This window comes from Erysipelothrix sp. HDW6B, from assembly GCF_011301115.1.
GTDB lineage: Bacteria > Bacillota_I > Bacilli_A > Erysipelotrichales > Erysipelotrichaceae > Erysipelothrix > Erysipelothrix anatis.
This window is the reverse complement of record NZ_CP049860.1, coordinates 1,040,841-1,054,335: the sequence shown is the minus strand read 5'-3', so window position 1 is coordinate 1,054,335 and position 13,495 is coordinate 1,040,841. Positions and strand designations below refer to the sequence as shown.

The 13,495-nt window shown below is 39.3% G+C and carries 13 protein-coding genes and 1 other annotated feature; of the genes, 2 read left to right on the top strand and 11 right to left on the bottom strand.

What is annotated here, in order from left to right:
* Positions 1-24: 24 nt before the first annotated feature.
* Entirely contained in the window at positions 25-822 is a 798-nt protein-coding gene (locus G7061_RS05260; RefSeq protein WP_166119520.1) for a MetQ/NlpA family ABC transporter substrate-binding protein, read from the bottom strand.
* A gap of 43 nt (positions 823-865) precedes the next feature.
* Positions 866-1,101: a binding site (T-box leader), on the bottom strand.
* A 251-nt stretch (positions 1,102-1,352) separates the two neighbouring features.
* Between G7061_RS05260 and G7061_RS05255 the strand changes: the two genes are divergently transcribed.
* Positions 1,353-2,372, top strand: coding sequence for an NADPH dehydrogenase (locus G7061_RS05255; RefSeq protein WP_166119516.1), 1,020 nt, complete (start codon positions 1,353-1,355; stop codon positions 2,370-2,372).
* 38 nt (positions 2,373-2,410) lie between these two features.
* On the opposite strand, the gene G7061_RS05250 is transcribed toward G7061_RS05255, so the two are convergent.
* From G7061_RS05250 to G7061_RS05240, 3 genes are read right to left on the bottom strand one after another with little or no spacing between them, the layout of a single operon-like run.
* Positions 2,411-2,692 (bottom strand): hypothetical protein, encoded by a 282-nt coding sequence (locus G7061_RS05250; RefSeq protein WP_159638720.1) that lies wholly within the window; start codon positions 2,690-2,692, stop codon positions 2,411-2,413.
* 35 nt (positions 2,693-2,727) lie between these two features.
* On the bottom strand, positions 2,728-3,789 hold the full coding sequence (ftsZ, locus tag G7061_RS05245; RefSeq protein ID WP_159640250.1) for a cell division protein FtsZ: 1,062 nt from the start codon (positions 3,787-3,789) through the stop codon (positions 2,728-2,730).
* An 18-nt stretch (positions 3,790-3,807) separates the two neighbouring features.
* Positions 3,808-5,043: a cell division protein FtsA gene (locus tag G7061_RS05240; RefSeq protein ID WP_166119510.1), complete on the bottom strand. Its 1,236-nt coding sequence runs from the start codon at positions 5,041-5,043 to the stop codon at positions 3,808-3,810.
* Between the two features lie 193 nt (positions 5,044-5,236).
* On the opposite strand from G7061_RS05240, the gene rpmB reads away from it, so the two are divergent.
* Positions 5,237-5,428 carry a 50S ribosomal protein L28 gene (gene rpmB, locus G7061_RS05235; RefSeq protein WP_159638724.1) on the top strand — a complete coding sequence of 64 codons (192 nt, stop codon included), beginning with the start codon at positions 5,237-5,239 and terminating at the stop codon, positions 5,426-5,428.
* Between the two features lie 30 nt (positions 5,429-5,458).
* Here rpmB and G7061_RS05230 read toward each other — a convergent pair whose 3' ends face one another.
* The 7 genes from G7061_RS05230 to priA all read right to left on the bottom strand — a co-directional run bounded on the left by G7061_RS05230 (position 5,459) and on the right by priA (position 13,488).
* A complete protein-coding gene (locus G7061_RS05230) occupies positions 5,459-6,049 on the bottom strand; it encodes a thiamine diphosphokinase (RefSeq protein ID WP_166119506.1) in 591 nt (196 codons plus the stop codon).
* Positions 6,046-6,693 (bottom strand): ribulose-phosphate 3-epimerase, encoded by a 648-nt coding sequence (rpe, locus tag G7061_RS05225; RefSeq protein WP_159640244.1) that lies wholly within the window; start codon positions 6,691-6,693, stop codon positions 6,046-6,048. The genes G7061_RS05230 and rpe overlap by 4 nt, the downstream gene beginning before the upstream one ends.
* Positions 6,690-7,547: a ribosome small subunit-dependent GTPase A gene (gene rsgA, locus G7061_RS05220; protein ID WP_159640241.1), complete on the bottom strand. Its 858-nt coding sequence runs from the start codon at positions 7,545-7,547 to the stop codon at positions 6,690-6,692. Before rsgA ends, rpe begins: the two co-directional genes overlap by 4 nt.
* A gap of 66 nt (positions 7,548-7,613) precedes the next feature.
* Complete coding sequence (gene pknB / locus G7061_RS05215; protein WP_159646018.1) at positions 7,614-9,386, bottom strand: Stk1 family PASTA domain-containing Ser/Thr kinase; 1,773 nt, start codon at positions 9,384-9,386, stop codon at positions 7,614-7,616.
* Positions 9,383-10,111, bottom strand: a complete 729-nt coding sequence (locus G7061_RS05210) for a PP2C family serine/threonine-protein phosphatase (RefSeq protein ID WP_159640235.1) — start codon at positions 10,109-10,111, stop codon at positions 9,383-9,385. Before G7061_RS05210 ends, pknB begins: the two co-directional genes overlap by 4 nt.
* A 30-nt stretch (positions 10,112-10,141) precedes the next feature.
* The gene (locus tag G7061_RS05205) at positions 10,142-11,356 is read right to left on the bottom strand and encodes a transcription antitermination factor NusB (protein ID WP_166119502.1); all 1,215 of its coding nucleotides are present in this window, start codon (positions 11,354-11,356) and stop codon (positions 10,142-10,144) included.
* A 2-nt stretch (positions 11,357-11,358) separates the two neighbouring features.
* On the bottom strand, positions 11,359-13,488 hold the full coding sequence (priA, locus tag G7061_RS05200; RefSeq protein ID WP_159646024.1) for a primosomal protein N': 2,130 nt from the start codon (positions 13,486-13,488) through the stop codon (positions 11,359-11,361).
* Positions 13,489-13,495: the final 7 nt, after the last annotated feature.

The window sequence follows — 13,495 nt, the reverse complement described above, 5'->3', positions numbered from 1 at the left end:
GCATCCTTCTGTTTAATACTTAAATTATTTCAAGACACTTGTAACCGCTGGCGCAAATTGAGCTTCAATGTAATCTTTCACACGTTGATCTTCAAATGCTTTAATAATAGCTTTGGTCTTTGGACTATCTTCATTTCCTTCTTTAACTGCAACGACATTAACAATGTCGGCAATTGTTTCTGGTGAGATCGTTTCCGTTTGAAGTACACGATCAACTACTTTCGCAGTGATTGCGTAGTTTCCGTTTAACACAACATACTCTGCATCATTTATGAGTGGTGCAATTCCATCACTTTGAACTTCTTTAATGGTGATTTCTTGGTTAAATTTAACGATATCTTTAACAGTTGCGGTATCACGATTATCCCCAAGCTCAATCCAACCGATTTCTTCAAGAACCTTCAGTGCTCTTGGTAAATTTGTTGCATCATCTGGCACAAGTACAGTATCACCTTTAGCAACATCAGCTAAAGAAGATTTCTTCCCTGCATAGATCCCTATTGGTTCATAATGAACTTTTAATACGTCCACTAAATGCGTTCCATTATCCTTATTGAAGTTTTTGAGGTAAGGAATGTGTTGGAAGTAGTTTGCGTCCAAACCACCTGATTCAACTTCAGTGTTCGGAATTTTGTAGTCGTCAAACTTTTTAACCGTTAACTCAAAGCCTTGCTCTTTGAGTGGTTCGCGAAGTTGCTCTAAAATATCTCCATGTGGAAACGGTGTTCCACCAATTACGATAGTTTTATCATCGCCACTTTTCGAAGCACCACAACCAGCCAATACCAATAATGCTGCTAATACAACGAGTAATTTCTTCATATGTTCTCCTCCTTATTGTTTCTACATATAAAAAACGCCCATCCCTAAGGATGAGCGTGCTCATGTTACCACCTTAATTTAATTATCTTTCACAAGATAATCCTTATCGAGTACTATCATACTCTGTCGCGTTAACGGGCGAACCCGGTCTTACCTAAATATACTATCTCAGTAAAACTGCTCCAAGGCCATTTTCATTTAACTGCCACTATCTGCTCTCACCCTACACAGACTCTCTGAAAGTTTTCATTAAACTACTTTCCTTTTCATCGCTTTTACATATTATGAGTTACATTTTCAGATATGTCAACACATATTTAATAAATCTTGTTTGTCGTGTTCTATTTTTAATGAACATGATGCAAAGACGTCCCCTAGACATCTGTTTGTTAAAGATTGCTGTTTTTGCATTAACCCAACGTTCATTAAGCTATTTCTAAGTACCATTCACAAATTATCCGACTTCACATCATTGCATCTCAATATTATTTTCGGTAAACAGTGTTATAATTTCCTTAGGAGTGATAACTATGAACCTTTTTGATAAAACTAAGATTAAAAACTACGAGTTGAAAAATCGCCTCGTTATGGAACCTATGTGCATGTATTCAGTATTTAAGCATGATGGTATCCCCACATACTTCCATTTTGCGCATTATGTCTCGCGCGCAATCGGCCAAGTTGGGATGATCATCATCGAATCAACAGGCGTTGCACCAGAAGGACGCATCACTGACGATTGCCTAGGATTATACAACGACGACCAAATTGCACCATTCAAAAATATTGTTGATGCTGTCCACGAGGAAGGATCCATTATCGGCGTTCAATTGAATCATGCGGGCCGTAAGTCAACTGCAAGTGATGGAATTGACACCATCTACGGACCTAGCGCAATAGCTTATTCTGATGATTCACGCACACCCGTAGCCCTCACAACCGACGAGATAAAACGTATCATCAAAGATTTTCAAGAAGCTGCTGTTCGTGCCGATAAGGCAGGGTTTGATGCAATTGAAATTCACGGTGCACACGGATATCTTATTTCTGAATTTATGAGCCCTGCTTCAAATCATAGGACTGACAAGTACAAAGATGGATCCGTGTTCTTACAAGAATTAACGGCTGCGGTTACCCAAGTTTGGCCAAAACATAAGATATTGTCACTACGTGTTAGTGCAACTGATTATGAACCCAATGGACAGACTGTGGACGATACCATTCGTATGCTCGAACCTGTTGCGGCTTCATATGACTTCATTAATGTTTCATCTGGCGGAATTACAATTAATCCACCAACTAAAATATATCCTGGATATCAAGTTCCGTTTGCACATAAGATTAAGAAGGCTTTCCCCAACAACAATATTATTGCTTGTGGTATACTAGGGAATCCCGATCTTGCGGCCTATGTCATTGAATCAGAGCAAGCTGACTACATCGGACTAGCGCGGCCTCTTCTCTCAAATGCTAACTGGGTGCTTCACGCAGCCCATGCTCGACGTAAAAACGATCTCATTACCCAACAATATAAACGTGCTTTTAAATAGAAGAAAAGGTTGTGATGAATTATACATCACAACCTTTTTTATGCTTTAAGTTTATTCGCAAGTTCGAAGAGCACAGGTTCTGCACCGACACCAGTTCTTAATGATGTACCATCAATGACTTCAATATGTTCATTTGCATCGTCATATGTAACCATTGAGACCGCTACAGCTTCATTTTCGGTTACACGTTCAAACAATTCTGGCGTTGTCGCTTCAATTGTTGCTTCAACATCCATCATACGCAAGTACTCATCAATTTTATTGATTATTTTCGGATTGTATGACGCTTCGTTACGAAAAATTACAAATACTTTTTTCATATAAACTCCTCATAGTGTGCAAACTGCACACCGTATTAACGTGTTCTAAAAAATTCAGGAATATCGTTATTAGTTGTTTCTGTACGTTCGTTTTGTGATGATTGTGATCCTGAACGTTCTACTTGAGCGACTGTTTCTTGAACATCACGAACTGAATCATCAAAACCTGTGGCAATCACAGTTACAATAATTGCATCCCCAATATTTTCATTAATGGCAACTCCAAAAATAATGTCGATATCATTTCCAGCCGCTTCACGAATGTATTCAACAGCTTCACTCGCATCTTGAATCGAAATTGAATCTCCACCAGTAACGTTCACAATCGCGTTACGAGCGCCATCAATTTGCGCTTCTAGTAATGGTGACGTAATTGCTTTTTGTGCAGCTTCGATTGATTTGTTCTCGCCTTGAGCCATACCAATTCCGATTAGAGCGCTACCTTGTCCTTGCATAACAGAACGAACATCAGCAAAGTCCAAGTTAATCATTGCAGGAACAGCAATTAAGTCTGTAATTGTTTGAACACCTTGACGTAGTACATTATCTGCTTCTTTAAATGCTTCTTGGAAAGGAATACGGCCAATTACTTCAAGCAATTGATTGTTACTTACGATAATTAGAGAGTCTACATATTGTTTTAGCTCATCGAGGCCTGAAGACGCTTGTTCGCGACGGCGACGTCCTTCGAAAGTAAATGGTTTTGTAACGATCCCAACGACCAATGCTCCTTCTTCTTGAGCAATCTTGGCAACAAGTGGCGATGCTCCTGTTCCCGTTCCACCACCAAGACCAGCAGTAACAAAGACCATATCTGCATCTTTAACTGCAGCACGGATTTCATTTTCACTTTCGACTGCAGCTTTGCGTCCCATTTCTGGATTAGCACCAGCTCCAAGCCCTTTGGTTACTTCACGTCCTAATTCAATACGATTCACGACTGGTGAAACATTAAGCACTTGTAGATCAGTATTGGCTACATAAAACTCTACACCCTTCATGCCTTCATCAACCATTCGGTTAACGGCATTATTTCCGGCCCCACCGACGCCAATAACTTTAATTCTTGCTACACTATGTTGAAAATTTGTACTCATTTTGTTCACTCCTCCAATTTATCGTTCAAAGAACATGTTTTTAAGTTTTTGAGTAATCGAATCATCTTTTATATCTGTTTCAATATTCAATACCGTATTCATAAAGTCAATTTCATCAACGCTTGCCATCGTCATTTCTCGATAGACATGTTGATCTTTATAGTAGTAAAACGAACCGAGCACAGCTGTTAAGCCTGGCTCCTTCGCTCCAAACGTTGTCGACCGATACGTTGTTACTTCAGAATTACTTTCATTCGCAATCACGGTCTCGAGTCCCGCTATGACGCTAGCCTCACCGGTCACGACAAATTTTGGTGATCCTAATTCAAATATTGGTTCACATCGCATTACCAAATCTTTTAAAAACATTTTGATATCATCCGCAACAATTGCCATTAGTTCTTCTTGTGTCAACACATGTGTTGTTGATTTTGTTGACCACATGAAGATTGGGTCATTGCTTGGGTTCTCTAAATCTAAATCTACATTGTAATACATCAATCGGTGTACCACATCACTGGGCACTTTTAATGTTGTTTCTATCTGTTTTAAAAATCTCTCGAATCCCATTTCAAGGTAGTCACTGGATAGCAGAACCCCTTTATGAAACAAGGATAACCGTGTCATTTTTTCATGGAGCGTTATCGCAATTATAGGCTTATCGATTGACGCTTCAAATAGAGATGCTTCTTTACCAAATCCGATATCATCAGAAATGATATCCAAGATTTTCAATCCCGATTTCTCTACGACACTTACATAAGGGAATATTACTGATTGTTTTCCATAGTAACACTCTGCTTCTATTGTAAGTGCGTCGCTTTTTTCGTTTAATGGGAGCTTGCGTGTTGAGCTTCCATTAACAAAAAATTTACTCATTAATATGTTTGTTAAGATATATCCTTCAGGATATTGTGTTTTCGCTAATTCATTATATGCGCGCCGGACATCCGACTCCGAGATACGTCCTGTAATTGGGACCCTTAACTGACGGTTTATGCGCTTGGTATGTACTCCAGGTACAACCAATAATATGCGCTTTACAACTACCCCCAAGTTGCGAGATGCATTCTCAACAGCTTTTTTAATTGAATCTACAACATGTGTTTCACTCATAATCGTATATCCTGAGATACCCAGATGGGGAACACGTTCTACTTTTAAAATATTTAATCTACCATTGAAAAATTGTCCAACTAATAAGCGTACTTCGTGATCCGCAATTTCTAATGCTGCAATGATTTGTTTTTCCATTTGCGAACCTCCTTCATGCTTAGTATAATAATATCATAATCAAAGCTAAGATTAAAGGCATTAGGGCTTGACTTCAACAGAAATTTCACAATCATATTTTGTCTATTTTTTTTAGGAAACCTACTTGATTAAACATATTGCGTATGGTATAGTTACTAAGCGTTAAAGAATAGACAAGAAAGGGGGTTACGGTATGCCTAGAGTATGTTCAGTAACTGGAAAGAAAACCATGTCTGGAAACAAACGCTCACATTCACTTCGTGCAACACGTCGTAAATGGAATGTTAATCTTCAGAAAGCGACAATTATGGTCGATGGAAAGCCAACTAAGGTCCGTATTTCCGCCCGTGCATTAAAAACTATCAAAGCACAACAAGCTCGATAATAAAAATAACGGTGGATCACCGTTTTTTTATTATTGATTTGCTTGTATTATAAGTGCAGGCCCACCTTGAAGCGTCACAACCCCTATATCATCTAGAATCTCATTTGATGTTAGATAAGTATCACCAAATTTAACATCACGTTGATTAAGCGGATATTTGAATCCTTCAAGTGTAATCGTAATCGGCTCAAAAACAAGCACAGATAAATAGTAATAATCATTTTTAGCGATATGGTGAGTACCCTCATCATATCTTTTTATTTTGTTTTGACCATCGTACAAGGTGATCCGCGAATCAAGCATTGCTGTTATCACATTGCTGTATTCGTGATCACGGCGGCGACCCAATCCCCCATAGACTATAATTTCATCATAATCCCCTGCTTGTTTGTACGCGAACAGAAAATCAGTATCATCTTTTATTGGGTTGAGTCGGATTGTTGTTTCGGCATAGTTTTTAATTCGCTGGAAATCATCTTCACTAACAGAATCAAAATCTCCACATGCCAACATAACAGGAATGCCCTTGTTTAAACAAACAAGGGCTCCATAGTCAACACCGATAACATCACCTTCAACGGTTCCTTCAAAGTCCCCTAGAACGAGTGTGACGGTTCTCATAATAAAGAAATAACTGCCTTTTCAATATCATCACTGAAAACATAACTTCCAGCAACTAAAATATCTGCGCCTGCTGAACGTGCACGAATACCAGTTTCGTCATTAATTCCACCGTCAACAGAAATGAGATACTCGTAGTTATTTGATTGTCTGAACGCGTCAACTTCTTTGATACGCTCCAACATTTCAGGCATGAATGCTTGGCCTCCAAACCCTGGTTCAACACTCATGACAAGAACAATATCTACATGTTTAAGATATGGAACAATAAGCGAAATATCTGTGCCTGGCTTTAATGTGATTCCAGCTTTTACACCACGTTTTTTTAAATCCTTAACAGCGGCAATTCCATCCATGACATCATCAAAACATTCAGCATGAATCGTGATGGCATCAGCACCTGCATCGATAAATGCATCAAAATACTGAACAGGGTCACTGATCATCAAATGGACATCCATCAATAAATCCGATACATGATCAACTTGTTTGAGAATGCCAGGACCAAAACTAATATTTGGCACAAAGTGACCATCCATAACATCAAAGTGTAACCACTTAGCCCCCGCTACTTCAACACGTTTAAGCTGTGTCTTCATTTCTGAAAAATCTAAAGATAATACTGATGGCGATACTATTTTCATCCCCGTGTGTCCTCCTTGATTAGTTTTACTACATCCACATAATTTGTGTATCGAATTTTTGATACAGCATCATTTTCTACTGCTTCTTTGATTTTACAACCTGGTTCTTTTAAATGCAAACAATTACGATATTTGCATTGCCCAATGTAAGGCGCGAAATCTGGGATCGATTCAGCTAACATTTGAACATCAACTTGTGAAAAATCAAGTGATGAGAATCCTGGTGTATCAGCAATCCATCCTCCAGCAATTTCATAAAGTTGGTTATGACGGGTTGTATGGCGTCCTCGACCGAGTGCTTTAGAAATCGCTTGCGTATTTAACTGTAATTCTCCATTAATGCGATTTAAAATACTTGATTTTCCAACACCACTTTGGCCTGCAAGCACCGATAGTTTATCTTTTAGGATATTCTCTAAAGGGTCCGTTGGTAAATTTTGGCCCGTAAGAACCACTTGATAACCACGCGTTTGGTATTCTTGAATGATTTCATTTTGCGCCTCTTTTGTAATCAAATCAGCTTTAGATATGACAATGACGGATTTAATACCTTCAAGTGAAATCAAAAATATAAGGCGATCTACAAGTGTGTATGAAAAATCTGGTTCTTTCGCCGACATTACGATTAAGGTTTGATCTATGTTAGCAACCAGTGGGCGTATGAGATGATTCTCCCGTTCAAGAACTTCCTGAATCACCCATTGTTCCTCAAGAAACTCGACATGAACATTGTCCCCTACAATGGGTTTTTGTCCCAGTCGAAGTTTTCCCATTGCCTTCGCAACATGAAATTCGCCGTCCATATAAATCGTGTAATGATTCGAAACGATTCGCGTAATTCTTGCTTTTTTCATACTTTACCTCATACCTCTATTTTAGCAATTTTCTCAGTACGTGCAGTTTTATGCACTTAGTTTACATTACTCCGATCCTGGTTTGTTTGATCCTGAATTTCCAGATTCAGGTTTTCCATTATCAGGGTTGCCGGTATCTGGTTTTTCTGGTTCCGGTTTTGTTTCAGGCTCCGGATTGGTCATCTTTTCATAATAATAAAGCGTTACAGAACTTCCCTCATCTTGAACATAATAGCTTCCTGCTAATGGATTAGTACGTTTGACAACATTGTACTCAAGTTCTTTAATTTCAGCGAGGCTAAGCCCTGCCTGTGGCAATAATTCTGTTCGCGTTACGATCCCCAACGCTTCAAGTTCTTGTTTGGCTGCCGCAACTGATTTACCTGTAACATCTGGAATTAAAAGTTGCATCTTTGAACTTACTGTCAGCGTCAATTCACGTCGTTGGTTCGGGACAATTTTATCACCTGGATTTAACCCTGATTGACTAATTACAATTCCTGGAGCCATATCTTTTCGCGGCTCAGTTACTGTCTTAATTTCAACATTAACATCTTTAAGCGCTTGTGTCACGGCTTCCACCGTCATACCCGTATAATCTCCTACTTCGAACATCTTTCCATGGGATACCGTTAATTTAATCTGGTCTCCTTTAGCAACAGTTGCTCCTTCACCAGGCTTTGTTGCCATAACAATGCCGGATTCGTATTCGTCTGAGTAACTGTAACTCACAGAAGCATTTACATTTAATCCTAATTGTTCAAGTGCTACTTTCGCTTCTTCGACTGTCATACCGGTAACTTTCGGAACTTGAATATCAACTTTAGGTTTTGGTCTGAATAGAAACCATGCAAAGAGTCCCACCACAACAACAGCGGCAACACTTCCCCCAATTATCATCATTTTTTTACGTTTTTTCTTTTTGGCCTCGAGTTCAGCTTCTTCTTCAGTTAATGTTCCGAGTACACGTGTCCCTTGGTCATCTTCAGGTGTTTCAAACTCCCACAAGGGTTCATCGGCACGAGAAGGATCCAAAATATCTGACAAATCCTCGATAAATTCATCGATATTACGGTAACGGTAGTTTCGATTTTTGACCGTTGCTTTGGCAATAACATTTACGATTGAATTGGGCAAGCTCGGATTGAATTTTTGAACCGAGGGAAACGGGTCACGCATATGTTTCATCGCAATTTCGACAGGATTTTCCCCACGATACGGAATTTCACCCGTTAAGAGTTCATAAAATACGACGCCCAGTGCATAGATATCTGATTGCTTCGTTGCACCTTCTCCACGCGAAAGTTCGGGAGCCATATAATGGACCGACCCTAATACCGAATCATGACGTGTTAATTGGATTGCGTCGCCTGCAAGGGCGATACCAAAGTCAGTTAGTTTTACAGTTCCATCATCTTTGATGAGCACATTTTGTGGTTTGATGTCACGGTGAATTACTTGATTCGCATGTGCAACTTGTAGTGCTTGTGCAAGCTGTTTGATAATCGCAACAGCTTCAAACTTATCCAAAGCGCCACGTCGATGAATCAACTCTTTTAATGTTGTACCTCGCACCACTTCCATTACAATATAGTGTTGCCCATTGTCTTCACCGACATCGTAGACTTCTACAATTCCTTGATGACTAAGGCGACTCGCAGCAGTTGCTTCACGTTGAAAACGAAGCAGTGACACTGGGTCTGTAGACATTTCGCCACGCAGCCGCTTTAATGCAACCTCACGGTCTAAAACTGTGTCTTTCGCAAGAAAAACATCGGCCATTCCGCCATTTCCGATTCTACGAATGAGTATGTATCGATTCCCTATGATTTCCGTCATTTTTTGTCACCCTCCAACAATATTATCGAGATGTTATCATAGCCCCCAGAACGGTACGCCATTTCCATAAGTCGATGTCTTTTTTCTAGTATATTTCCTTCATTCATTATTTGTGTGATCATTGAGTACGGAACATAGCCGTGAAGACCATCACTGGATAAGAGAAGATAATCCCACCCTTTTTCAATGGTAATTGTTTCAAATGAGATTCTTTCATCGATTCCAACTGCATTCATGAGTACATTTCGTTTTGGATGTTTATCAATTTCTTCTTTAGAGATTTGATTACGACGGTACATCTCGTACGCATACGTTTGATCTTCTGATAGTTGTGTTAAGTTTTGATTCTCAAAACGATAAATGCGACTATCTCCAATATTAAAGGCAATTGCACCATCTGATAAAATAATGCAAGCAATCATAGTTGTACCCATCCCTTGGAATTCAGGGACCACTAACGATTCATGATATACAGCTCTATTTACTTCAGTAATCGCTTTATTAAACCAGGTAGTTACCTCATCTAGCGTCGTAAAGTATTTATGGTCTACAAACGATTCCGCTAACATACGTGCGGCCATTTCACTAGCAACTGAGCCAGCATTAGCACCACCTATACCATCACATACCATCGCTAAAAGGGCATTATGATTTTCTACAACTGCGACATTATCTTGGTTTTCTTTTCGTAATAATCCTATTTCGCTAATGCTTGTATATTTCACGGTTAGACCTCTCATTTCTTCTTGTCTATCTTAATATTTACGTTGTAACTTGGCAATATAGAATCCATCACCCATGGTTTCCATCGGGTTCATGGTTTCATCGTGAAGCAACGTAAAGTTGTCATGATTCTCTAAAAACTCTTTAATTTGTTTTTCATTCTCTTTTCGATTCAGTGTACAGGTTGAATACATCAAGATACCTGATTCTTTTACCATCGGTGCAATGTGACTGAGCATGTCTTTTTGAAGAGTCACTAGCGTATCTAAATCTTGTGGATAAATATGATATCGTAAATCATGTTTGTGCGAAAGAACGCCCAATCCTGAGCATGGTGCATCAATAAGAATACGATCGTATTGTTCCTTCGATTGATACTCAAGTACATCTTGCGTGTGAATTGTCGCAATTTGTACATTTGTTCGTTCCATCAATTGACGTGTGGATGTTGCTCGCGATTCATATAATTCTACGCCGTCAATAACACCATTATTTTCCATAAGTGCGGCAATTTGGGTTGTTTTTGTTCCTGGACCACAGCAGCAATCAAGAACGCGCATACCTGGCTCCAACGCCATCCGTTTCACAACCTCTTGAGAATTAACATCTTGAATTAAGAGGTATCCCTCATCAAGGTAGTTTGTCTTAAATAATTCAGCTTTCGCAATCGTGTGTCCTCCAAGTGTATCAAACACTGAAGGATCCAAAGTATCGGTTGGTTTTAGTGTATTTAAGCGAACATATGCAGGCTTGATTTGTTGGCAGTAAATTGCGTAATCCAGTGCAAATGCTTCCGAGTATTGTTTGCTTAAAAGTTTTAAAATCCATAATGGCATGCTGTACTGAATTGATGCTACTTGAAGTGTATCGCCTTCAATAGGTCGTTCGCCTCGCTTCATAACATTTTTCAAAACAGCATTAACGACACCCGCATAGCGGAATTTTTTTATTTTCTTTGCTAGATCCACTGACTCATTTACGATGGCATAATCGGGTATTTTATCCATTTTGAAAAACTGTGCCAGTCCCATTTTAATAATTAACTGAATCTCATTCGGGAGTTTCTTATCAATTAAATCTTCGAATTGATAATCAAGATACAAACTATGTTGCAACGTTGTGTACACAAGTGCACTTACAAACGCTTGATCTTCAGGTTTTAAATCCAATTCTTTTAACACAAGGTGAGCATGTCTATCTTTGAAGTAAACTTCAGATAGAACTTTGTAGGTTTCGGTTCTTCTCATCTTTATTCGAGCGTTAATGGATTAACATCAACACTCACTCCTGTTCTATTTATTTTCTTATACAACTCTAATGCTTGATGCGTTTTAGCGATCATAACATCGAGATCTTTTCCTTTTAATATTATACGGCTTCTGTGCCTACGATTCAAACGTCGTAACATGACTGGACCGATTTGTTGAATTTGTGGGTCTTCGACAAACGGAACGAACCCGTTTGCAGCTGCGAATGCTTTGTCTGCATCTTCATCACTAAATATTATAGAAATAAGGTAGCGATACGGTGGATAATTTGCGATTTGACGGTAGTTCATTTCAAATTTGAAAAAGTGCTTATATTTTTGGTGAATCGCTGTTTGAATCGCGTAGTGATCTGGATTGGCCGTTTGAATCATGACTTCCCCTGGATATTGGCCGCGCCCTGCACGCCCAGATGCTTGGAGTAGCATTTCAAATGAAAGCTCTACAGCACGGTAATCTGTGTGAGCTAATGCAGTATCGGCATTAATAATCCCTACTAATGTCACATTCTCAATATCGAGACCTTTCGCGATCATTTGGGTTCCAACAAGAATATCTGTTTCGTGATTCATGAAGGCATTTAGAATTTTTTCGTGAGCATTTTTTTGACGGGTAGAATCTGCATCCATACGACCAATTCGAGCCTGTGGAAACAATACTTGTAAATGCTCTTCCAAACGTTGTGTTCCAACGCCACTACCAACTATGTTTTGATTTCCCTTCGCGTTCGCATTGTGATGTGCTGCGTATCCACACACATGACATTTCAAACTTGCTTCATCTTTATGATAGTTTAATGAGACATCGCAATTCGGGCATTGAATTACCTCATTATTGACATCTTTAAGTAAGGTCATATATCCACGCCGATTCAGCAACAACATAACCTGTTGTTTTTTTTGTAGGCGATCATAGATTCCGTCGAGTAACGTCGGTGTCAGCAAATGAGATGCACGGTTTTTAAGTGCCTGACGCGTATCGATTACGGTTACTTTGGGAAAGGTTTGATTGACACGTTCTGGTAGCTCCAAAAGTGTATAGACTCCTTTTAGAGCTCTTGCATAAGTCTCTAATGCTGGTGAAGCGCTCCCTAAGACCAAAGGACATTTATGATACTTGCTTCGGTGAATCGCAACATCACGAGTGTGGTAGAATGGTGTATTTTCTTGCTTATAACTACTGTCATGTTCTTCATCCATTACGATTAATCCTAAATTTTGAAATGGCATAAAGGCCGCGGATCGTGTGCCAACGACAATATTGACCTCACCCCGTTTAACCCGCATGTACTGTTCATATTTTTCTTGGTCATTTAATGCAGAGTGATAAATCGCGACGTCTTCACCAAAGCGCGTAGAAACACGATCAATCATCTGTGGTGTTAGTGAAATTTCAGGAACTAGAATTAATACTTGCTGCCCCTGACTCACAACATCATGTGCCAACTGTAAGTATACCTCAGTTTTTCCACTACCTGTTACACCATGTAACAAGTAAGTGTGTGCACTGTTAAAGTGTACCCGCTTCAGGATATCTGATTGCGCATCTGTTAATGCGTACTTTGCATCCTGCTGAACTATTGGCTTACTTTCGTAGATAACCTCTTGATCTTCGAGTGCAAGGATTCCCTTATCGATAAGACTACGGAAACCAGAGTACATTTTTTGTGCTTCTTTTACAGGTAATGTTGTATCCGTGCGAAATGCATCTAGAAATTGTTTTTGAGTCGGTGTCAGTCCTTGGATATTCCCATGCAATCGGCGAACTACCCGTTGTGTTTTAATACGCTTGGTATTCGATTTAGGTCGTAATTTATTGGGCAAAATTGTTTGAAGACAACGGATCATTGGAGCTATCGTTTGGTCTTTCATCCATTCTGCCAATTCAAAAAGTTCCTTATTTATTACCGGTTCGTCATCCAAAACTTCTATAATTTCAGCAATCTCATAATCCATAGGAATTGGGGGATATACTTGATTCACGAAGCCAATAAGCTCACGGTTATTCATCAAAACCTTAACACGCATACCCGCTTTTACATCATGACTACCGCTTTGGTAAGTCAGTGTTTTGTTTCCTAAAAAACTATTTTCTATATAGACATCAAGATACATGCTCATC